Source organism: Candidatus Cryosericum septentrionale, from assembly GCF_003570995.1.
Taxonomy (GTDB): Bacteria; Caldisericota; Caldisericia; order Cryosericales; family Cryosericaceae; genus Cryosericum; species Cryosericum septentrionale.
Genome location: NZ_QXIY01000011.1, coordinates 1 through 21,912, shown reverse-complemented (window position 1 = coordinate 21,912; position 21,912 = coordinate 1). Strand labels below are relative to the sequence as shown.

General features: G+C 62.3%; 21 protein-coding genes. 9 read left to right on the top strand and 12 right to left on the bottom strand.

Features of this window, described 5'->3' with window-relative positions; genetic code table 11:
- Positions 1–56 precede the first annotated feature (56 nt).
- From SMC1_RS02940 to SMC1_RS02920, 6 genes are all read left to right on the top strand, one after another.
- Entirely contained in the window at positions 57–1,028 is a 972-nt protein-coding gene (locus SMC1_RS02940) for a hypothetical protein (protein ID WP_119085320.1), read from the top strand.
- Between the two features lie 2 nt (positions 1,029–1,030).
- Positions 1,031–1,780: a DUF364 domain-containing protein gene (locus tag SMC1_RS02935; protein WP_119085319.1), complete on the top strand. Its 750-nt coding sequence runs from the start codon at positions 1,031–1,033 to the stop codon at positions 1,778–1,780.
- A gap of 67 nt (positions 1,781–1,847) precedes the next feature.
- Entirely contained in the window at positions 1,848–3,011 is a 1,164-nt protein-coding gene (locus SMC1_RS02930; RefSeq protein ID WP_119085318.1) for an MFS transporter, read from the top strand.
- Positions 3,011–3,865 carry a DMT family transporter gene (locus SMC1_RS02925; protein WP_119085317.1) on the top strand — a complete coding sequence of 285 codons (855 nt, stop codon included), beginning with the start codon at positions 3,011–3,013 and terminating at the stop codon, positions 3,863–3,865. Before SMC1_RS02930 ends, SMC1_RS02925 begins: the two co-directional genes overlap by 1 nt.
- A 113-nt stretch (positions 3,866–3,978) precedes the next feature.
- Positions 3,979–4,113 (top strand): hypothetical protein, encoded by a 135-nt coding sequence (locus tag SMC1_RS11100; RefSeq protein ID WP_279386560.1) that lies wholly within the window; start codon positions 3,979–3,981, stop codon positions 4,111–4,113.
- Between the two features lie 8 nt (positions 4,114–4,121).
- Positions 4,122–4,973, top strand: coding sequence for an MFS transporter (locus SMC1_RS02920; protein ID WP_126855151.1), 852 nt, complete (start codon positions 4,122–4,124; stop codon positions 4,971–4,973).
- A 224-nt stretch (positions 4,974–5,197) separates the two neighbouring features.
- On the opposite strand, the gene SMC1_RS02915 is transcribed toward SMC1_RS02920, so the two are convergent.
- The 8 genes from SMC1_RS02915 to SMC1_RS02880 form a co-directional block, all read right to left on the bottom strand.
- Positions 5,198–5,929, bottom strand: coding sequence for a hypothetical protein (locus tag SMC1_RS02915; RefSeq protein WP_119085315.1), 732 nt, complete (start codon positions 5,927–5,929; stop codon positions 5,198–5,200).
- Positions 5,930–6,108: 179 nt separating this feature from the next.
- Positions 6,109–8,154, bottom strand: coding sequence for an excinuclease ABC subunit UvrB (uvrB, locus tag SMC1_RS02910; protein WP_243626464.1), 2,046 nt, complete (start codon positions 8,152–8,154; stop codon positions 6,109–6,111).
- A complete protein-coding gene (locus SMC1_RS10975) occupies positions 8,151–8,792 on the bottom strand; it encodes a transposase (RefSeq protein ID WP_119085313.1) in 642 nt (213 codons plus the stop codon). The genes uvrB and SMC1_RS10975 overlap by 4 nt, the downstream gene beginning before the upstream one ends.
- A 67-nt stretch (positions 8,793–8,859) precedes the next feature.
- A complete protein-coding gene (locus SMC1_RS02900; RefSeq protein ID WP_119085312.1) occupies positions 8,860–9,735 on the bottom strand; it encodes an MBL fold metallo-hydrolase in 876 nt (291 codons plus the stop codon).
- A gap of 1 nt (position 9,736) precedes the next feature.
- Positions 9,737–10,396 (bottom strand): PAQR family membrane homeostasis protein TrhA, encoded by a 660-nt coding sequence (gene trhA, locus SMC1_RS02895; RefSeq protein ID WP_119085311.1) that lies wholly within the window; start codon positions 10,394–10,396, stop codon positions 9,737–9,739.
- A gap of 9 nt (positions 10,397–10,405) precedes the next feature.
- The gene (locus SMC1_RS02890) at positions 10,406–11,794 is read right to left on the bottom strand and encodes a stalk domain-containing protein (protein ID WP_119085310.1); all 1,389 of its coding nucleotides are present in this window, start codon (positions 11,792–11,794) and stop codon (positions 10,406–10,408) included.
- Between the two features lie 189 nt (positions 11,795–11,983).
- Complete coding sequence (locus SMC1_RS02885) at positions 11,984–12,547, bottom strand: nicotinamidase (protein WP_119085309.1); 564 nt, start codon at positions 12,545–12,547, stop codon at positions 11,984–11,986.
- Entirely contained in the window at positions 12,544–13,977 is a 1,434-nt protein-coding gene (locus tag SMC1_RS02880; RefSeq protein WP_119085308.1) for a nicotinate phosphoribosyltransferase, read from the bottom strand. Before SMC1_RS02880 ends, SMC1_RS02885 begins: the two co-directional genes overlap by 4 nt.
- 169 nt (positions 13,978–14,146) lie before the next feature.
- Between SMC1_RS02880 and SMC1_RS02875 the strand changes: the two genes are divergently transcribed.
- Genes SMC1_RS02875 through SMC1_RS02865 form a run of 3 tightly spaced genes read left to right on the top strand, consistent with a single transcriptional unit; the run spans position 14,147 to position 17,707 of the window.
- Positions 14,147–15,154 (top strand): NADH:flavin oxidoreductase, encoded by a 1,008-nt coding sequence (locus SMC1_RS02875; RefSeq protein ID WP_165849168.1) that lies wholly within the window; start codon positions 14,147–14,149, stop codon positions 15,152–15,154.
- Between the two features lie 20 nt (positions 15,155–15,174).
- Positions 15,175–16,857 carry a 2-oxoacid:acceptor oxidoreductase subunit alpha gene (locus tag SMC1_RS02870; protein WP_119085306.1) on the top strand — a complete coding sequence of 561 codons (1,683 nt, stop codon included), beginning with the start codon at positions 15,175–15,177 and terminating at the stop codon, positions 16,855–16,857.
- A 1-nt stretch (position 16,858) separates the two neighbouring features.
- Positions 16,859–17,707, top strand: coding sequence for a thiamine pyrophosphate-dependent enzyme (locus tag SMC1_RS02865; RefSeq protein WP_119085305.1), 849 nt, complete (start codon positions 16,859–16,861; stop codon positions 17,705–17,707).
- 60 nt (positions 17,708–17,767) lie between these two features.
- On the opposite strand, the gene SMC1_RS02860 is transcribed toward SMC1_RS02865, so the two are convergent.
- The 4 genes from SMC1_RS02860 to SMC1_RS02845 all read right to left on the bottom strand — a co-directional run.
- Positions 17,768–18,904, bottom strand: a complete 1,137-nt coding sequence (locus SMC1_RS02860; protein WP_119085304.1) for a polysaccharide deacetylase family protein — start codon at positions 18,902–18,904, stop codon at positions 17,768–17,770.
- 137 nt (positions 18,905–19,041) lie between these two features.
- On the bottom strand, positions 19,042–20,568 hold the full coding sequence (locus SMC1_RS02855; protein ID WP_119085303.1) for a YifB family Mg chelatase-like AAA ATPase: 1,527 nt from the start codon (positions 20,566–20,568) through the stop codon (positions 19,042–19,044).
- Complete coding sequence (locus SMC1_RS02850; RefSeq protein WP_119085302.1) at positions 20,543–20,986, bottom strand: NUDIX domain-containing protein; 444 nt, start codon at positions 20,984–20,986, stop codon at positions 20,543–20,545. Before SMC1_RS02850 ends, SMC1_RS02855 begins: the two co-directional genes overlap by 26 nt.
- A 17-nt stretch (positions 20,987–21,003) precedes the next feature.
- The coding region (locus tag SMC1_RS02845) for a bis-aminopropyl spermidine synthase family protein (protein ID WP_119085301.1) at positions 21,004–21,912 on the bottom strand (909 nt) is incomplete at its 5' end.

The following is a 21,912-nucleotide window of genomic DNA, read 5'->3' as shown; positions in this document are numbered from 1 at the left end:
CGTTCGAGTCAAACCTGCTCATGCTGTAAGGGATACCACCGCATGGGAGGTGACGCATGTCACTCGGCATTAACGTTACGATTCCCGAAGGAATCGTGCTCGCGGCAGACAGCCGTCAGACGTACCGCAACCAGAAGGGCATGGCTCGTGTCGGCTCAGACTCGGCCTCCAAGGTGTTCCGCATCGGTTCGCGCATGGGGCTGGTCATCGCAGGCCTCGCGTTCATGCCTCAGCAGGGCGTGATGAAGAACGTCAGCGGGTTCATCGATGACTTCCGTCAGACAATCCCCGTCGACAAGCTGTCCGTCGGTGAGGTCGCGAAAGAACTCGCACAATACTTCGACGCCCGCGTCCCCTACCGCGACCAGCTCAAGGGCATCCCCGCCGGCATCAAGGCGGACATGGCCCGCCAGAGCATGGAGCTGCTGGACCTCAAGGAAGAACCGACCCGCGTTGTGTTCCACTTCAAGAACCAGCAGGGTCAGGTCCAGGAAGCGGTTGCCGCTCCCGATGGACTGCAGTTCATCCTAGCCGGGTACAACAAGGACAGGAGCAGCGAAGTCTACATGGTCTATGTCCCCGGCGCCACCGACCAGGCGCGCGACAGCCGCAAGCAGGGCAAGGAATTCGGCGCAGGCTGGATCGGGCAGACAGACGTCGTCACGCGCATCGTCCTGGGGTTCGACCCGCGTCTTCAGGGCATCCCGCTCGTCCGCGAAGCGGCCGCCAAGCTCGGCGAAGCGGCCGTGCAGCAGCAGCTGCGCGGGGTGGAATACAGCATCCAGTGGGGCACCATGACCCTCCAGGACGCCATCGACTTCTGTCAGCTCGCCATTGAGACCACAACCGCTATCCAGCGCTTCAGCGACGGCGTGCTCATGGACCCGGGTGACATGACCGGCGTGGGCGGACCCATCGACATGGCTGTCATCACATATGACAAGGGCTTCACCTGGCTCAACCGCAAACACCTCAAGAGCAAGACCGCCGAGGTCGATCTCGAAGACCTGCCGTCCCTGGAGAACTAGCCATGCGACGCCGCACGGCTCCTCTCGAATACGACGCCCTGTACCGCGACCTCATCGCACAGTGTGACGAGGAGCCCGTCCAGGACGTCATCGCCGGGCAGATCTGGTCCCTGGTGCAGACGGAACACGCCACGGGACTGTCCATGTCTCTGCGGTCGATGACTACGGGCGGGCACAGCACGTCCTTTCACCTGCGGGGCAAACCGCTCGTGGAGCTGGCCGAGCTGTCGCTGTCCTGGACCCCGCGAGAGGCGGCGATCGGCATGGCAGCCATCTGCGCCGCGTGCAACATCACCTCCCGCTTCGCGGGCGCCGAGGAAGCCAACGGGCGCAACGTGCTGCTCAAGAAAGCGGCCGGCAAGAAGGTAGGCCTCATCGGACACTTCCCGTGGACCGACGAGATCCGTTCCGCCTCTGGCAGTCTGACCGTCTTCGAACAGCGACCACAGGAAGGCGATCTGCCTCAACAGGCCGAAGAATATCTCCTCCCGCATCTGGACGTCGTCGCGATCACCGGCTCTGCGCTCACCAACAAGAGCTTGCCACGCCTGCTGGAACTCGCCTGCAACGCCTGGGTCATGCTCATCGGCCCTTCGACTCCCCTCTCCGTGCTCATGTTCGACTACGGCGTCGACGCTCTGTCGGGTTGTGTCGCCCGGGACCCGGAGGACCTGGCCGAGGTCGTCCGCGAAGGCGGCGGCGTACGCGAATTCAGAAATGCTGTCCGCTTCGTGACCCTGCAGAAACCCTGACAACCTGAGATTGTGAATCCCATTGTGCCTGACACCAAGGGATTCACAATTGCCGAAAAGGAGTCCCATGAACAGAAAACTGCAGTACCTGGTCGCGGGCTACGCTCTGACGGTTGCATTTGCGCTCGCGTTCCAGTTCCTGCCTCCCGTCATCCCCGTCATGAAGAAAACCCTCAGCATGACCGCCGGGCAGGCAGGGGCGCTGATGTCGTCGCTGGCGCTGTTCGGCATCATCGTCTCGCCGCTGGTCGGCTACCTTGCCGACCGCTGGGGCGGCCGGACCGCCGGGCTTCTGGGACTCGCCTGTCTCATTGCCGCCGAGGCCTGGTTCGCACTCTCGACCTCATACGCAAATCTACTGATGGCACGCCTCGCCATGGGCATCGGTGCTGCGACGCTGTCCATCCTCGGCGCGCAGATCATCAGCGAGAACTTCGCGGGCACCAAGTACCTCGGCGCGGCCATGGGCACTATGAATACAGCCGTACCGACCGGTATCGTGGTCAGCCAGCTGGGTTTTTCGCGCCTCGCGGCTGCACGGGGATGGCAGGCGCCGGTCTGGGTGTGCCTGGTCTTCACCTGCGTTGTGGCGGCAGCATACGTCCTGTTCTACCGGGACCCGGAACCACGGCATGACGAAACCCCCGTCTCGCTGGTCGCGGGTCTGCGGCACCTGAATCCTCAGGTCTGGATGCTCGGCCTCGTCTGGCTGTTCTGGAATGCGGGAGCGCTCATCCTTCTGACGTTCGCCAACGACCTCCTGGTCGGCCGGGGCATGTCGCCACAGACAGCAGGGACCATGGTCAGCATCCTCATGCTCTTCCCTGTCGCCGCGTCGGCATTCATGGGCCACGTCCTGGACCGCAGGCGTTGGCAGTGCCGGGGCGCAGTGCTGGCCTGTCTCATGTTCGCCGGATGTGTGATCCTGCTCGGCGTTCTCCATGGCAGCGTCCTGCCCCTGTTCCTCGGCGTCAGCTTCGCCTTCGCGCTTGCCCCTGCGGCCGTCTTCGGTCTGGCCCCCTACCTCATGCACGGCAGGGAGAGCGGCCTGGGATATGGCGTCCTGGCCGGCATGCTGAACCTCGGCGTCCTCTTCGGCCCTGCGGTCGGCGGCATCGTGCGTGACGCGACCGGCAACTACCTCGCAAGCTTCATCATGGCGGGCGTCCTGACGAGCATCGGGGCAGCCTGTGTCCTGCTGCTGCGTCGACCGGCCGTAGAGAACGCCTGATGGCCTTGCGCCCCGTGAGGTCCATGCGCAGGTCCGAGCTGCTCCTGCTGCTGGCCGTCGTGCTCTGGTCGACGACGTTCGCCATCATGAAAGAGAGCCTCGGCAGCATTTCGCCCGCGCTTCTGGTCCTCGTCCGCTTTGCCATCGCCTCGGCGATCGTCTATGTGCTCTTCCGGCGCAGGATCGCGTTCAGCTGGCTCAACCTGCTGAAAGGGTTTGCCATCGGCATCCCGGAATACCTCGGGTTCATGCTGCAGGTCACGGGACTCACGATGACGACGGCAAGCAAGAACGCCTTCATCACGGGCCTGTCCGTCGTCATCGCGCCGGTCCTGTCCTTCCTCTTTCTGCGCGAGCAGCGCTCATGGAAGGTCGCGCTGGCACTTCTCCTGGCGGTAAACGGTCTCTGGATCATCTCCTTCGGGTTCACGTTGCGCATTGGCGGCATGGGCATGGGGGACTTCCTGACGCTGCTGTGCGCCCTGGCCTTCGGCATGCAGGTGTTCATGATCCACCTGTTTTCGGACAGGGAATCCTTCTACGCCAGCACGTTCTTCCAGTTGCTGGCCGTCGCCATGTGTGCCCTCGTCTACGCCCTGGCGACAAAGCAGACGCTCGTCGTGAACGCTGTTTCATGGCCCTCTCTGCTGTACCTCGCCGTCTTCACGACTGCCATCACGCTCCTACTGCAGAACCGCTTCCAGCACGACGTGACAGTCGCGCAGGCCAGCGTCATCTACTCGCTGGAACCCGTCTTCGCCACCCTGCTGGCTGTCCTGTTCATCGGCGAACACATGGGTCCGGCCGTCCTCGTGGGCGGTGTCCTCATGTTCGCGGCGTCAGCGATCTCGTAGTAGGCCGGGAGGCGGCCAACCACATATGAAGGCAAACTCCTTGCGGGAGCGGCTGTACAGGCTAACCTATTTCGGAACCTGAACCATATTCTGCTGGTAGAAAAGGACAGACGATGCAACACGAATTCAGACGCTACTGGACCGTCATCTGCCGCCTTGGTACGAACATGTGGCTGCTGCTTGCTGGCGCAGCCCTGCTGGGGCTTGGGAACGGGATCTTCATGACCTTCTTCAAGCCAACGTCCTAGTGCCCGCGTTGCTCGTCGTCCTGCAGATCGGCATTTCAGCCAGCACCATGCTGCATGGAGCCACCTACAATCCGGAGATGATGCGCAGTACCGATCCCAGGGACCGGCAGGTCGCCTTCAGCCTTGCGTTCACCACAGGGACAGTCATGTCGGTCATCGCGTCGGTCGTCGGAGGACTCCTGCCGCGCCTGTTCGCCCGTTTCGGGGCATCGCCCGTCACCGGGCTCCGCCTGACCCTGGTTGTGGGAGCAGCGCTCATCCTTGCGAGCACCGCCGTCTTCATACGCCTGCGGGAATATCATGACGGTAGCGGTGAGCAGGCGGTGGACGCCACATGCTCCGTCCAGAGCGAGCCAGAGGTCACGTCCTCGTGGAAGCGCTTCGCGTTCCGGTACGCGGTGATCAACGTCATCATCGGGTTTGGCGCCGGGCTGAGCATCCCCTATCTCAACCTCTATTTTGCCGACCGCTTTCACGCGAGCACGGTTATCGTCGGCAACCTGTTCGCCATGAGCAACGTCGTCCTCACGGTCGGCGTCCTGCTCGCCCCATGGCTCGTCCGGCGGGCAGGCCTGCTGCGCACTATCGGTGCCACCGTCGGGGGTTCGCTCGTGTTCCTGGTCATCATGGCGTTCACGCACAATATCATCATCGCCGCCCTGGCATTCTGGATGCGCGCAGGTCTCATGATGTGCTCGACGCCGGTCACGGACAAGTTCTGCCTGGAGCTGGTGCCACCCAACAAGCGCTCCGTGGCCCACAACATCTTCCAGATGGCATGGACCGGCTCCTGGGCCGTTTCGACAGCGCTGGGGGCTGGCTCATCCAGAAGACAGGGTTTGCTCTGCCCATGGTCCTGACTGCCACCGTCTATGGCATCTACCTCGCCGTCTTCATCCTGTCTTTCCTTCACCATCCCGCGATGCAGTACCCCAGCTCTGTCTGCCCGCCAATAATTCCCGCACAGACCCACTAATCGACTGAGGATGCCACAGGGAACCCGCACCAGGAACAGGAGAAACCCTGCTTATGGAGAGCGGAGAGAGCAACGGCCTGCAGGTTCAGACGCTGCCACCTGCCTTCTTCAGTCTGAGTTGGTCCGTTCGGCCAGGAGTCGCCAGACCAGCAAGCCGGCATCTTCACGCGTCAGCGGTTTGCCGGCGTATTCCATGACATTGTCGAACCCATGCTGCCTGCAGACGACACGCAGGGCCACGTCACCGACACGATCCTTCATCTGGATCTTCATGGCAGCGACCTCGCCACCGAAACCGGCCGCCGTCAGGAGCATGTTGATGCCCTCACTTCCACTCATCAGCTTCATGGGCTGGAACGAAAGGTCGATGAGCCCGTCGTCGAGGTAGGCGTCCCGCAAGGAGGTGAACAGCCAGTTATCGCGCCCGATGCCCCACGGAGAGCCCTCTGCCCGCCTGTAGCGTAGCCCAAACCAGACGTTCCGGATCTCCTTGCGCACGTGCAGCACACGATCCCACGCACCTCTCGTCCACGCGTATGCGCGTATCCAGGCGGCCGCCTCGTCGCCTGCAGAGGGAGTCCCAAGGCGCTGCAACGTCAGCTGTGGCTGCTGCAGAACGCGCTCCAGAAGGACCACGAACTCACCGTCGGTCACCTGACGGTCGAGATGAAGTTCACCATCAGGGGTACCCAGGACAAGGTGCAGGTCCAGCAATCTCTGGATGCGAGCATCCGAGGGAAGAGCGTTCTCAGCCGCCTCTACACGCACGCCGCCTGTACAGTCCACGATGAGGACGAAGGCGACGAGCAACACTATTCCGCATCTCGCGCAGGTTCTCATGATGCCATCTTCTCCTAGTCAGGTGTGCACTCACTCATACGCGCTGCAACCTCCGTCTCACTGCGTTGTGCTGGTTTGTTCCTGCAGTCGCCTCATGCTACCACCCGTCATGTCGCTGTCAAGCGCACAAGAAGGACATTCCGCGCCCCCGCGAGACGTCCATGCCACGAGCAAAGCAGTCAGCGGCCCCTGTGCCTGCCCATATGGGGCATGAGCCCCGGCGCCTGCAGCTTGGGAGGCTTCTCGCCGGTGAGCAGTGCACGCAGCTGGGCGATCTTGTCGCGCAGCTTGGCGGCTTCCTCGAAATCCAGCGACTCGGCGTGCGACAGCATCTCTTCGTTGAGCTGGATGACCAGAGCTTGCACCTCGGTGGGCGACATCTTCGCCAGCATCTCCTTGCCCAGCTTCTCGACCTCGTCCGGCTTGCGCCACGGCAGGTCGATGAGCTCCGAAATGGCCTTGTGGATGGTCTGGGGCGTGATGCCATGCTCCTCGTTGTAGTTCAGTTGATACTCCCGGCGCCGGCGCGACTCCGCCATGGCGCGGCTCATCGAGCCGGTGATCTCGTCGGCGTACATGATGATGGTACCGGACACGTTGCGGGCGGCCCTGCCCATGGTCTGCAGGAGGGACGTCTCGCTGCGCAGAAACCCTTCCTTGTCCGCGTCCAGAATGGCGACCAGGGAGACTTCCGGCAGGTCCAGACCTTCGCGCAGCAGGTTGATGCCGACCAGGACGTCGATGTCGCCCGAGCGCAGCTGCCGCAGGATGTGAACGCGGGCGAGCGCGTCCAGGTCGCTGTGCAGATACTGCGCCTTGATGCCTTCCTGCTGGAGGTAGTCCGCCAGCAGCTCCGAACTCTTCTTCGTGAGCGTCGTAACGAGCACGCGCTCCTGCTTCTCGACACGCTGTCGTATCTCGCCGACCAGGTTGGGGACCTGGTCCTTGCTGGGACGCACTTCGATGAGCGGATCGACGAGGCCCGTGGGACGCAGAAGCTGCTGTGCGACCTGCGCCGAGACCTGGTACTCGTACTCCGACGGCGTCGCACTGACAAATATGGCCTGCTGGACGTACCGCATGAACTCGTCGAACATAAGCGGACGGTTGTCGAGCGCCGACGGCAGGCGGAAGCCGTAGTCGATGAGCGTCTGCTTGCGCTGGTGGTCGCCGTTGAACATCCCGCGGATCTGCGGAACGCTGATGTGCGACTCGTCCACGAACAGCAAGAAGTCCTTGGGTAGGAAGCTCAGAAGCGTGTACGGCTCGGAACCGGGAGCACGGCCGCTGAAGTAGCGGCTGTAGTTCTCGATGCCGGTGCAGTAGCCGGCCTCGCGGAGCATCTCGATGTCGTTCTTGGTGCGCTCCTCGATGCGCTGGGCCTCCACGAACTTGTTCAACGACGTGAAGACCGCGATGCGGTCTTCCATGTCCTTCTGGATGAGCGCAATGTACTTCTCGATGCGCTCCGGGCTGGTCACGAACTGCGCAGCGGGGAAAAAGATGAACTCCTTGTACTCCTTGATAACCTGGCGCGAGCCCAGGTCGAACTCCTGGATCTTCTCGACCATCCCGTCCAGCGAGAGCCGGATGCGGATGCCGGTCTCCGTCTCCTTGGGCATCACCTCCACCGTCGACCCACGCACGCGGAACGTGCCACCCTTGCCCACGTCCTCGACGCGCTCGTAGCGGAGCCCAATGAGCGACCGGGCAATGTCGTCGCGCTTCATGGCGGCGCCCTGTGTCACCGTCAGCAGTCCCTCTCGGTATTCCTCCGGCGAGTCCCAGCCGTAGATACAGCTGATCGAACTGACGACGATCACGTCCTTGCGCTCGATGAGAGAGCGGATGGTCGAGTGCCGCAGGCGGGCGATGTCCTCGTTGATGTCGGCGTCCTTCGCGATGTACAGGTCGATGGTGGGGACATACGCCTCGGGCTGATAGTAGTCGTAGTAGCTGACGAAATACTCGACCGCGTTCTCAGGGAAGAAGGCCTTGAACTCGCTGTACAGCTGTGCCGCCAGCGTCTTGTTGTGGCTGAGGACCAGCACAGGGCGGTCGAACTCCTTGATAACGTTCGCCATCGTAAACGTTTTGCCTGAACCGGTGACGCCGACCAGCGTCTGGAAGCGGTCGCCCTCCTGAATCCCGGCGATCAGCTTGGCCATGGCCTGCGGCTGGTCCCCTGACGGTTCAAACGGTGCCTTCAGCTTGAAGATGCTCAATTCTGAATCCCTTTGGTGCCAGGCACCATGGTCTTCACATTTCGCCGGGTGAGGTGGCGCTGCTTCTCCAGGTTCGCCGGACGCGGCTTGCCAATACACTCCCGGACATATGACAGGAATGGACCATTCGGGTCCCCCGGCATACCACGGAAATCGACCGGTAGCCAGTCCATATCGAGCCATGAAGGCGACGGGACAAGCCCGGCCATGGCCGCGCAACTCGACCAGCGCCACTCCTCCGGAGAATGCACCAGCTGGGCCCGTAGAGGGTTGAGCAGCAGGTAGCCCGCCGCGTCGATCAGGTAATTGTCATTGAGCATGAGTCCCGACCAGTAGCGACCCTGGAACACGTGGCCCGAATGCCCGTATCTCCAGTTGTACCGCCTGGTGTACTGCTGGTCCAGTTCCTTCATCCCCTGGGACAGGTTGGGCTGAGGGGTCTCCAGCAGCAGATGGTAGTGGTTGCCCATCAGGCAATATGTGTAGATCCGCCAGCCAAACTTCGAGGCGACGTCGCTCATGATGCCCAGGAAGGCTTTCCAATCGGCTTCTTCCCGGTAGATCATCTCCTGGCCGTTGCCTCGGTTGGTCACGTGATACACGGCTCCCTCGTATTCGATGCGCAGTGCTCTACCCATCTCACGTGCCTCCTTAATGCAGTAATTTATCAATTGTGAATGTCATTGTGCCTGACACCAAAGGAATTCACAATTCGCGGGCCCAGCCGAGAAGGGGGTTTGCTGGGGCGGAGCCGCCGCATTCAAGGAAGGCCTGTTCGACATTCATGACATGCGATTCGGCATTCTCGCCAGGGTTGCGGAACGCCATGTCGGCGCACGCCGCCACAGCCGCCTGGACGGTGCCGCCCGCGAGGACGACTGCTTCGATCCGTGTACGCAGCTCGGACAGGTACGAGCGGTCTGCATCAATGCGGCCCGTGATTTCGGCGCGGTCGCGCGTGAGACTCCCATGACCGGGAACCAGGAGGTGGATCTCCATCGCGGCAAACATGCCGAGCGTCCGTTCGAACGCATCGAGCCGGTCACTCACGAAAGGGATCTCGAGGTCGCTCAGGAGGTCTCCGGCCCACAGACACGCGGCGTCGGGGTCGTACACCGAGAGGTGATCGCGCGCATGCCCGGGCGTATGAACCAGCTGGACACGGATGCCCCCGATCATGAGCCCGATGATGTGGTCGACGGTCTGATCGGGCATGGGCGGGTCGAACGAGACGTCAGCCGCAACGCCTTCCGCCTCGTAGTAGCGCCGTATCGAACGCCGCGTCCGCTCCAGGTCAAGGGCGGTCTGAGCGACGTATGCCTGGTGGGTCACGACATGCGCACCGGGGAACCGTGCGGCTCCCAGGAGGTGGTCCCAATGGTGATGGGTGAGCACGACCGTTTCGACCTTCAGCTGCTGCACCTCGCAGAAAGCGGCGATGTCCTCCACCTCGTCGGGAAGGAGTGCCGGGTCAATGAGCGCGGCATGACCCGCGTCGTGCAGGATGCCCGTGTTCATGGCATATCCGCGGCACTTCGCCGTCCAGAGGTGCGGCGTCAGTACTTCGAAGTGCAGGCTCATGTCAGAGGACCTTCACCAGGGGCAGCACGTAGCGCCAGACCAGCACGACGAAGCCTGCACTGCCAGCCAGAACGAACAGGTGCCAGATCTCGTGGAAGCCCACGACACCGGGCCAGGGATTTGGCTTCTTGATCGCGTACAGCAGGGCCCCGACGCTGTAGGCAAGGCCTCCGGCCAGCATCCAGGCGATGCCGTCCCACCCGATGGCATGCTGAAGCGGAATCATCGCCCACACGGCGAACCAGCCGAGCGCGACGTAACAACCGGCCTTGAGGCCCCGCGGAGCGTCGAGCCAGAAGACGTCGGTCAGGATGACAACCCCGGCCAGTCCCCACACGGCCCAGCAGAGCGACGTGCCCACGGTGCCCCGCAGCGCGATGAGACAGACGGGTGTGTAGGAGCCTGCGATGAGGATGGAGATGCTGACGTGGTCGAGCCTGCGCAGCATGACATGGGTCCTCGGGCTGACATCGAGCAGATGGTACGAGGCGCTGGCAAAGTACAGGAGGACCATGCTGAGGCCGTAGACGAGGAAGGGGACGCCCGCCCTGCCGCCTCCACGGATGACGGCCGCCCTGACGAGCAGGACCGTGACGACGATGGCGGCAAGGCCTCCGAACAGGTGCGAAATGCCGTTGAAGTGTTCCTTGAACTTGACCAAGGGAGTCTCCTAGGTTGCCTTGCTGAGGGTAACGGTGACGGTGCGCAGTTTTGCGTCATACAGGATCGCCGCGCCGAAGGTCTCGCTGATGAAGCGGAGGGGAAGCATGGTCCTGCCGCCGCTGATGCGAGGGGCCACATCGATGGGCACCTCAACACCATCGACCTGTGCGGTCGGCTTGCCAATCCACAATTCGACCCTCTTGCTGCCGATCATGAGCGTGACTTTCTGCTCCTTGGAGTTCCAGACGACCCCTGCCCCCAGCGGCCTGGCGATATACCAGACAGGAACGATGGTCCGCTGGTTCTCGAGCATGGGCGCCGTGTCCATAGGAAAGGTTACGCCGTTCATGACGACTGCGGGCTTGTCGAGGGTGAACACAAGGGTCACCTTGGTGGTAGCGTCCGTCATGATGATGGGCTGCGCCCTGGCCGGCCCCGCCGGGTTGCTGACGTTTCCTCGGATGTCCTCACACAAGACCCAGTAGTAGTAGGCGGTCCGCTGGAGCGGACCGGTGTCGACGAATTGCGTCGCCTCGGGTTTCGTCTCGCCCACGAGTTCGGCCGTCTGGATGTCCGGCGCGCCCTGACTGCGGTAGATGTCATAGCGCACGACAGGGTAACTGCCTGCCGTCGACGGCGACCACGTGATACGGACCTGGCCCAGTTCTCCCGCCGCAGCAGGTGCGCCTGGGTCGGCCGGACTCTCCAGCACCCCGACGCTTTCCCCGGGATTGAATCCTCCATAGAGGTCACCATAATGCACAGGCTGTGGTGTCGGGATCCATGCAAGCGGGCTGGGGATGAAGGAAGGGTCGGGCAGTGTGACTGCGACCGGCGGCCACAGGGGCTGCCCGTCGCTGCCGAGGACCTGCCGGGCCATCAGGGCAAGAATATGGTCCTGATAGTGCCGGCCGCCGATCGTGTTGGGATTGTTGGTGGACGACAGACCACTGTAGGCCCAGATGGCATAGTACCAGTTCTCCAGGATGTTCCGGTCACGGTCGCCGATGCCGGGCGCCAGCTTCCACTTGCTGTCCAGGATCTTCGCCCCAGTATCGATGTTGTAGTCGATGTCGGTCATGAGACGGTCAACGTCGCTGCGCCCCGAACTGTTGATCTGCATGATACCGATGTCCAGCGAGGTCGTCTCCGACCCGATGACCGTGTTGCCGTTTGCATCGAACTGACGCCATCCCGATTCCTGGTAGGCGATGGCCATCAGGATGACCGAAGGCACGTTGTAACGAAGAGCTGCAGCCTTGAGACAGGCGCGGATATAGGTGACGGGCGGGTTCGCCCCAAGGGGCGCACCCAGAGCCGTACCGGGACCGACGGACAAGGACAGTACCATTGCAACGACAAGGATAAGAACAATCGAGCGGTTCGACAAGCGCATTGTTCTCAAGGTTTCATGCACCTCATTCCAGAGAGATTGACCAGTTCGGCACAGTCGGCACACACGATGCACAACCACGCAGCAATGTGGCGCATGCGCGCACTGGTTGGACGCACGTCATGCACTCCTTGTTCCTTCTGGTACAACAACCGGGGAACACGTCCCCCCGCTGCCATCGTGCCACAACAGTCAATTCTGTCCCGATGGAACGAAGCGGGCGCCTGCCGCCTCCATCACGCTCTGAGCATGCTGTCCGTCGCCAGGGTTGACCTCCACAGCAGCAATACCGTCACGGAGGACAGTAACGCCGAACCCGAGTCGAAGTGCGTCAAGCACCGTCTGCAGAACGCAGTAGTCGGTCGCGAGACCGCAGACATACAGCATCTCGATGCCCCGGCCACGAAGCCAGCTCTCGAGGTTCTCGCTGGTCGCCTCGAACGCACTGTAGCCGTCGTCGACGTTGTTGGTCCCCTTGTCCAGGACCAGCAGGAACCGCCCAGTGTCGAGTCCGGCTCTGAACTGCGCGCCGTACGTGCCAGCGATACAATGAGGAGGCCAGTTGCTGAAGTGGACGCTGTTCGCGGGGTGCCAGTCGCGCGAGGCCACGACGGTGGCAAACCGCGGCATCCATGCGTTGATGACCGGGATGATGGCGTCCCCTCCGGCCACGGCCAGAGCGCCGCCAGGGCAGAAGTCATTCTGAACGTCGACGACGAGAAGGGCCGACTCTGGGCCGAAGGATTCCTGGCTCATGACGACCGAGCATCGATCAGACTCCGCCGCAGGTCGAACAGCTCACGGCTCACGCCGATGTGGTAGGCGTGCGGGTTGGCAAAACGCTTGTGCTCGCCATACAGCAGAGAGAACCGTTGGGCACTCCATACCCCGGTCTCGAGAAGGGTGGGGAACGCGTACACGAGTTCGCCGTTCTTGACGATCTCCTTGCGGATATTCTCACGCTTCAGCCCCGCCACTTCGGTCTTCTTGTAGTCGAAGTCCGGGTGCATCAGGACGGTCGGTTCGTCGTCGCCTCGTGCCAGACACAGGCCGTCGAGCAGCCAGAGACCGTCTCCGGAGTCATAGTACCGGTACAGTTCCTTCTCGCCCGGGATATTGATCTTGGCCGGGTTCTCGGAGATCTTGATAATCGGCCTCCCCTTGAGCTGGACCATCTTGTAGACGCCGTCCAGCGCGCCGTCGCTATAGCCGGTCACCAGGCGTGTCCCGACACCGAACATGTCGATGGGGGCGCCCTGGTCCACGAGCGATTCGATGACGTACTCGTCGAGCTGGTTGCTGACCGAGATCTTGACGTGGCCCAGTCCATGCTCGTCGAGCACAGCCCGCACCTTCTTGCTGAGATACGCGAGATCGCCGGAGTCCAGACGCACGCCCTGGAGGTGGTGACCCTGCTCCTCCAACTCCCTGCCGACGACGACGGCGTTGGGCAGTCCCTGCCCCAGGGTGTCATAGGTGTCAAGGAGCAGGACGGAGTCGTCGGGATGCATCTGTGCATAGGCGCGAAACGCCTCCAGCTCCGAGTCAAAGCTCTGGATCCAGCTGTGGGCCATGGTCCCACCCACGGACACGCTTTCTTCGAACGCCAGAAGGACGTTGGATGTCGAAGCGACACCGCCCACGAAGCACGCCCGACTGGCGCCCATGCCACCGTCTCCCTGCGCGCGTCTGAGACCGAAGTCGACGATGCTCCTGCCCTCGCCCGCGCACACCATACGGCGTGCCTTGGTGGCGATGAGCGTCTGGAAGTTCACCATGCTAAGGATGAGGCCCTCCAGGAGCTGGGTCTCGATGAGTGGACCCTTGACGCTGATAATGGGTTCCCCCGGGAAGATGACCTCGCCTTCGGGCACGGCCGTAATGTCGCCGGTGAACCGCATCTTCTCGAGAACCTGGAGGAAGTCCTCCCTGTACCCGAGCGAACTCAGGTAGCCAAGTTCCTCCGACGTGAAGCGCATGTTGAGCACATACTCGACGGCGTCGCGCAGACCCGCCGCGATGGCGTATCCTCCTCCGTAGGGATTCTGCCGATAGAAGATGTCGAACACGGCCTCGTCCCGCCCCTTGCCGGACAGGTAGTAACCCTGCGTCATGGAATACTCGTAGTAGTCCGTATAGAGTGGCGAGAATCTGCGGTGATACGCCTGCCCACGTCGTTCATCCATGGTTTTGCTCCTTTCAATTCACGATACCGGTAGCTCAGTACAGTTCAGTATAGCCTCAATGTGTCCCTGCGGCCACCGTCCAGCATGAGTCCCGTCCTTGTAAAGGTTCACACAGACTCTAGAATGACAGCATGATACAAGTCTCTGGATCCCATACAGGAGGATGACCATGAAGCATCTCTTCTCTGAACTGGACGTGGCGGGAGTCCGCCTTGCAAACCGTATTGTCCTGCCACCCATGGCAACCGAGCAGGCGGACGCGGAGGGGCATCCGAGCCCCGCGACGGCCGATCATTACGGGTCGCTAGCCGCCACCGGCGTGGCGCTGGTCGTCGTGGAACACTCCTGTGTCACGCCGGAAGGGCGCGCTTCACCCCGTCAGATGTCGCTGGCGTCGGACGCCTACATGTCTGGACATGCCGCCATCGCGGCAGCGATCCACGCCGCTGGCGCCCTGTGCGCTGCCCAGATAAGCCATGCCGGGTCGAACCGGCGGGCGGAGATGCCCGGCAGATGTCTCGGCCCAAGCGCCGTCGAGAACCCTGTTTCGCACCTGATCCCGGAGGAGATGTCGAACAGCGATATCGTCGCAACTATTCGCGCCTTTGGAGCAGCGGCTGCGCGCGTCCAGAGGGCCGGCTACGATTTCGTCGAGGTCCACTGCGCGCACGGTTACCTGCTGGGACAGTTTCTCAGCCCTCTGACCAACCACCGTACCGACGCATACGGCGGGACACCGGCAGCGCGGAGGCGCCTGCTGCTCGAGATCGTCGAAGAAGTCGGGGCGGCTGTGCATGGGGACCTGCCACTCATGGTCAGGCTTGGCGTCGCAGACAACCCACCCATCCTTCAACTCTACGAAGGGGGTCTCACCATTGCGGAAGGTGTCGAAGCCGCACGCGCACTTGACGACGCGGGCGTCGCCATTCTCGACCTGTCGGCGGGCATCTGCGGAAGTCGCCCCGCCGGGCTCACGGGAGAAGCATATTACCGGCCGTTTGCCGAGGCCGTCTCGGCAGCCGTCCGCTGTCACGTCGTCTGTACCGGCGGCATCACACAGCCACAGACCGCACAGGAGATCATCCAGAGTGGAACGGCCGATCTGGTGGGCGTCGCCCGGGCCATCGCCGCTGATCACGACTGGGTGCGCAAGGCCCGGGAAGCAACAGGTCACTAGGCCGCCCCAAAGGAGTCGTCATGGACATCAACATCACCATCAGCGGTGAGGCAGGACAAGGGGTCAAGACTCTGGGGTCGCTCGTCGCACGTGTCCTGTTCGACCGCGGCTACTACGTCGTGCAGGACGAAAGCTATCACAGCCGCATCCGCGGCGGGTTGGACGCCACGACGATACGGGCTTCCGACGTACCGCACCACGCTGTCCAGCCACTCATCGACCTGTTCGTCCCGCTGGCGTCGTCCGTCCTGCCCTATCATCGTGCCGGAAATGGTCACGAGTCCGAAATCGGACCGTCGACGCGGACACTATGCGACACAAAATCCGGCATCGATCTGCCTGCAACAACACGAGTCCCCGCAGTTGAACGCGCAACCACCCTGGCGGGCGACGCCCGCGCCGCCAACGTCTTCCTGTTCGGAGCCGTGTGCCGGATGCTGGGCATTCCCCTCGCGGCTGCGACTGCGGTGACGCGGAAGGAACTACCCGCAAAGATCCTGGAGAAGAACCTGCCGGTCCTCGAGGACGGGTACGCCCAATGGGTCATGGAAGCGTGGTCACTGCCGGCACGGAAGCTGAGCCACCACCTCCTGGCCAACGCGAGCCAGTCGATCGGCGCGGCAGCCATCGTCGCAGGCGTCAAGTTTTACTCCGGCTATCCGATGTCGCCCGGCTCGGGCATCATGAATTATCTTGCGGCACATGCAGAGCAGTACGGCATCGTCGTCGAGCAGGCTGAGGACGAGATCGCGGCGGCGAACATGGCCGTAGGCGCCAGCTATGCAGGCGTGCGGCAAATGGTCTCGACGTCCGGCGGCGGGTTCGCCCTGATGGTCGAAGCACTGTCTCTGGCCGGCATGACGGAGACACCCATGGTCATCGTCGACGCACAACGCCCTGCGCCCGCCACGGGACTTCCGACACGCACCGAACAGGGTGACCTCTGGTTCGTGCTGCACGCCGGACATGGTGATTTCGTACGCTACCTCAGCGCGCCGCGCACGGCAGAAGACGCCTTCACACTGACACTGAAGGCGTATGAACTGTCGTCGAAGTACCAGATCCCCGCCATCATCCTGTCTGACCAGCAACTTGCCGACACGCTTGTGACCGTGCCACGCTGGGACCTCGGCGAGGTCCATCTCGACCGGCACCTTGCAGAACCGGGGTCATACCAGGAGCCGTACCAGCGGTACGCATTGACGCCATCCGGCGTGTCGCCGCGTCTCGTGCCACTGCAAACCGACTGGCCGGTGATCGTCGACAGCGACGAACACGATGAGGCTGGACATCTGACCGAAGACCTGGACAACCGGGAGCGCATGGTGGACAAACGTATGCGCAGACAGCGCGACCTGCTGAGCGACATGGAAGAACCACTTGTGCTGGGCAACGGTCCGACCCTGCTGGTCGGGTGGGGCTCGAGCTTTGGAGCGCTAGAAGAGCTCGTCCTGGACCACCCGGTAGACCTCCGACTCATCCACTTCAACGAGGTCTGGCCCCTGAGGACCGAGCGGCTCCTCGCCGAGATAAAACGCGCCCGGCTGGTCGTCGCCGTCGAGGGCAATGCAACCGCCCAGTTCGCGCAGCTGATTGCGCGTGAAACAGGAAAGCGCATCGAGCACACGGTCCTGCGATACGACGGGCGGCCCCTGAGCGCTGCATACATCGAGGGCAAGCTGCATGACCTGGAGGTGATCTGACATGTGGAAGAACGGTATGGACATCGCCTGGTGCCCAGGTTGCGGCAACTTCGCTCTGCTGGACGCCGTGAACCACCTCCTCGAGACCAGCGAAATCCCACGAAACCACTTTCTGTACGTCTCCGGCATCGGCCAGGCAGCCAAACTGCCCCATTATCTCAAGGGCGTCAACGTCCTCAACGGCCTGCATGGGCGCGCCTTGCCCGTGGCTCAGGCGGCGAAGATCGCGAACGGCGACCTGACCGTCGTCGTCCACTCGGGCGACGGATGCAACTACGGCGAAGGAGGCAACCACCTGCTGGCTGCGATGAGGCGCAACGTCGACATTACGCTGATCGTCCATGACAATCAGATCTACGGTCTCACCAAGGGGCAGGCGTCGCCGACAACCTCAATGAGCACGACAACCGTCGCCCAGACGCTGGGCGTCATGCTGGAGCCCTTCAGTCCGCTGGCAACTGCGGTGGCATTGGATTGCTCCTTTGTTGCACGGACGTTCGTGGGAGACCCGGAACATATGGCCACCACCATGCGCGCCGCCATACGGCACCACGGGTTCGCCCTCGTCGACGTGCTGCAGCAGTGCGTGACCTTCAACAAGGTCAACACGTTTGGCTGGTACAAGCAACGTGTTCAGAAGCTTCCTGACGACTACGACCCGACGGACCGCCAGGCGGCCTTCTCCAAAGCCCTGGAATGGGGCGACCATATCCCGATCGGCGTCCTGTACGTGCACGAGCGACCGAGCTACGGTGACCTGCACCCTGCGCTGCATGACAAGCGTGCACTGTGGCAGAACTGGACAACCGACATGGCGCCGTACGACGCGTTGCTGGACGAATTGGCATAAGCGACTGGCATTCGGATACTCAAAAGAACTATCTTGCTTCACTCCACCTGCTGCTGACCGTCAGCGCCCGCGGAGAAGCTCACTAATGGAGACGAAGCTGTAGCCATGACGCGCCAGCTCAGGGAGGATCACTTTCATGGCATCGTACGTCATCATGCTGTTGGCGTGGCCCGCAAAGATGACGCCCGGGCTGATGAACTGCCGGACCATCGCAATGCTGTGTGCTGCCGACCGCCTGGGTCCCGCATCCTCAATGGTCCAGGCCGAACCAACCGTCAGGTATCCCTGGTCGGCTACGACATCCAGCAGATAGCTGTCTTCGACGAAATAGGGAAACCGGAAGTAGGGCCGGCTCGTCAGCCCCATACCGTTCAGAACCTGTTCACATGCCTGGATCTGCTTGACAAAGTTGGCTTCTGTGGTAGTCGTGGCAGCGGGATGACTCAGGGTATGGTTGCCGATATCATCTCCGAGCCGCACCATCGTGCGCACGGCGTCGGGATGCATGCGGACGTTCGTGCCGACGACGAAGAAGGTACAGTGACCATTGTACGTGCGGAACAGCTCGGCGATGCGGACTGCCGCCACAGTGTCCCAGTTGTCGTCAAAGGTGAATGCCACGACCTTGCGGGTCGTCGCGACACGTTTCAGCCTGGTGTTGATGAGATCGACCGTCTCGAGCTGCGCCAGCTGGCTCTGGCGCAGCCATGGTTCCTTCTGCCACTTCGTCGAGTAGGCGACAATCATTTGACCCGTCGAGGCCCGCTTCCCCACAAAGGCTCCCATTGGTTCCATCAGCTCCCGCAATGGAACGTACAACTGGCCGCCCGACCTGACTGGAGCAATACCCCAGGGAACATCAAGGAGGTCGAGACGGTATGTGGCCGACATCCCCTTCCAAAACGCATGCCGGGACCCAATCGTGAGAGCGGAACCAGCAGGTGACACCGCCCAAACGGCACCCCACGCCTGATACAGCACGCTCAGCGGGACCAGAACGGTGTCGCCGATGCGCATCGCGCTGGCTGCCAGCTTCGTGCTGTTCAGCAAGATGGAGAGGCTGGTGTCGACGGTCAGCAGGCGGAACCATGACGTCGTGTCGACCGCGTGAGCAGAAGGTACAGGCAGCAGAACCACTTCGGCGCAGCAGCATACGAGTACTGCAACCACAAACCACCGCAACTTCCTGCAGTTCATCCCCACCTCTTCAGCCCGACCGGCCCCTTCCTGCGAGTATAGCGGAGGATGGCCGTTCAGCAACCAGGCCCTGCTCGAGACCTTCCGGCAGGGCCTGCACCTCTGAGACGAGCATTGATGCTGTCGGGTTCCCGGGATCAGGCGTCCCAGGTGGCTCCCGCGGACCTGTACTGCAGCGCCTCGCTGATGTGTTCCGCGCGGACCCGCTGAGCTCCGTCCAGGTCGGCAATCGTGCGGGCGACCTTCAGGACCTTGTCATAACCCCGTCCGCTGAGGCTGAACCGTGTGACAGCCATGGTAAGAAACGCCTGCGCATCGCGGTCCAGTGTGACGAGCTTGCGCACCTGTGGACCGGAAAGGTCGGCGTTGGCACGAAGGCCGCGTTCCTCGAGGACTCCCCGCGCACGCTCCCGGGCAAGGGTGACACGCTCACGGATTGCTGCCGACGTCTCGCCTGCCTGCAACTCGCCCAGCTCCGACGCCTGCAGACGCGGAATGGAGAGGACCATGTCGAAGCGGTCCAGAAGTGGCCCGCTGATCCGGCTGCGATACCGCCTGACATCAGAGGCTGAACAGATACAGGGATGCGTCGTATCACCGTACCAGCCGCACGGACACGGGTTCATCGCTGCGACGAGCAGAAAATGAGCAGGATAAGTCAGGGTCTGACGCACACGCGAGATGGTGACGGTGCCGCTCTCGAGGGGCTGACGCAGGACCTCCAGGACGTCCCTGTGGAACTCGGGCAGCTCGTCCATGAACAGGACTCCCCGGTCAGCGAGCGAGATCTCACCTGGGCGCGCCATGGCTCCTCCGCCGATGACGGCGATGTTCGATGCCGTGTGATGAGGGTGGCGGAACGGGCGCTGTTCCACCATGGACTGTCCATCCATCAGCAGGCCGGCGGCACTGTAGACGGTCGTGACCTCCAGAACCTCCTCGCGCATCATCGGCGGCATGATCCCCGGCAGCCGTTCCGCAAGCATCGTCTTGCCCGACCCGGGCGAACCGGTGAGCAGGATGTTGTGCCCTCCGGCCGCGGCAATCTCCATGGCCCTCTTGGCCGTAGCCTGGCCCTTGACGTCTGCAAAGTCCAGCGGTGAATCGACCGCTCCCGAGGGCGGTTCATAGGCTGGAACAACTTGGATCACCGGCCCCTCGACTATTGCCTGCACCACTTCGCTGAGGCCGACAGAGGGCAGCAGGCGCGTTCCCTCGAGGAGGGCAAGTTCACCCACGTTCTGGTGCGGCACGACATAGGTATGCGTCCCATCGGCCGCAGCAAGACCAGCGACTGCAGGCAGGACCCCATGGACGGGCCGCAACGTTCCTTCCAGCGAGAGCTCACCGATGAACACATAGCCGTCGAGCGGGGCCTCGAGCTGGCCGGACGCCTTGAGGATGCCGATGGCCACGGGGAGATCGAAAAACGCGCCTTCCTTGCGAAGATCGGCCGGCGCGAGGTTCACCGTGATGCGGTGAGCAGGAAAGCGGAAGCCGGCATTCCGGACGGCACTCTTGACGCGTTCGCGAGCCTCCTGGACAGTTGCGTCCGGGAGTCCCACGATGGTGAAAACGGGCAGGCCGTCGGCGATGTCGACCTCGACCTGCACGGGGTGGGCCGTCAGGCCGACGACACTAACACTCGCTACTGTTGCATACATCGTTTGCGCGCCGTTCGAGAATAGTCTTCAGGTTCGTGACATCATTCAGGAAGCTGAGCATGCGCACGGCTTCCACTGTCTGGAAAAACATGCCCGTCCTAAGCTCCCGGTTGACGGTGATCTGTGTATCCGTCGTCTCCATCTCAAACCAGTACACGATCTTCCGATGTACTGCCCTGTCCATATAGGAGTAGAAATGAAACGACGACATGCCCGCCTTTCCTACGATGAGGGCATGCAGTCCAGACTCCTCGAGTACTTCCCGGAGGGCCGCCTGCTCGTGACTTTCTCCGAGCTCGACATGCCCCTTCGGGAAGACCCATACTCCCTTCAGGTTTCTGAGAACGAGCACCTTGTCACCGTTGAAGACGATGCCTCCAGCGGTGATCTCGGTGACCTCGCCCTTCTTGCGAGTCACGCCTGTTCAGTCTGCCGTCAGGGCAGAGCTACGAACGTGTCCTCGTCGAAGTAGAGCTCGCGCGCCCATTCCACGCGCTCGGTGATCAGAGGACGCGGCTTCTTGACAGCCTCGACACGAAAGAAGGTCGAGCGATACCAGGCAAAGTCGGGCGCCTTGAGGGCAAAGGGGGACTCGGTAACGATACGGAAGCCCTTCTCGACGATGCGCTCACCGGTCAGAAGGTAATTGTTGAAGTCACGGAGGATGTCCGTAATGACGAGGTTCATGCGGAGGAGGTCCTTCTCGACACGCATCCACTTGGCCAGGCCGGACTCGAAGTGCGAGATGCCGAAGTAGCCTGAGCAGTTCTTGCCTCTGAGAGCCTCACAGCAGCGCGAGTAGAAGAGCTTCATGCCTTCAACCGTCTCGACCGGGTCGGTGATGAAGATGTCGAACTTGCCCCTCAGTTCCTCGGGGACGGGATCGCGGGCATCATAGTCATAGACCTCGACGTTGGTCCAACCCTTCTCCTTGATGACCTTGCGGATGAACTTGTTGACGCGCTTGTCGATCTCCACGACGGTGATACGCCTGCACTTGCCGGTCAGGGCAAGACCGACGCTGAGGATATCGTCGTCGCCAAGGATGAAGATGTTCTTGTTCTCAAGGTCGCCGCGCTCGTAGATGTAGGCGATGCGGTCAAGGTTCTTCGCAAGGGGGACGACGCCCTGGTCGAACTCAGCGGTGACCTCCGGACGTCCCTTCGCCAGTGCCTCATACTCCGGCATAATATCCTTGAGCCAGCCACGCGGCTTGACGCCCGTCGCGCTGCAGGTCGGGCACATCATGGACTCTTCCTTCTCGATGCCGTTCGTGCGAGCGTACTCCTTGCCATCCTTCGTCACGGCGATGAGGTCACCCTTCGCTTCGATGTATCCTTTGAT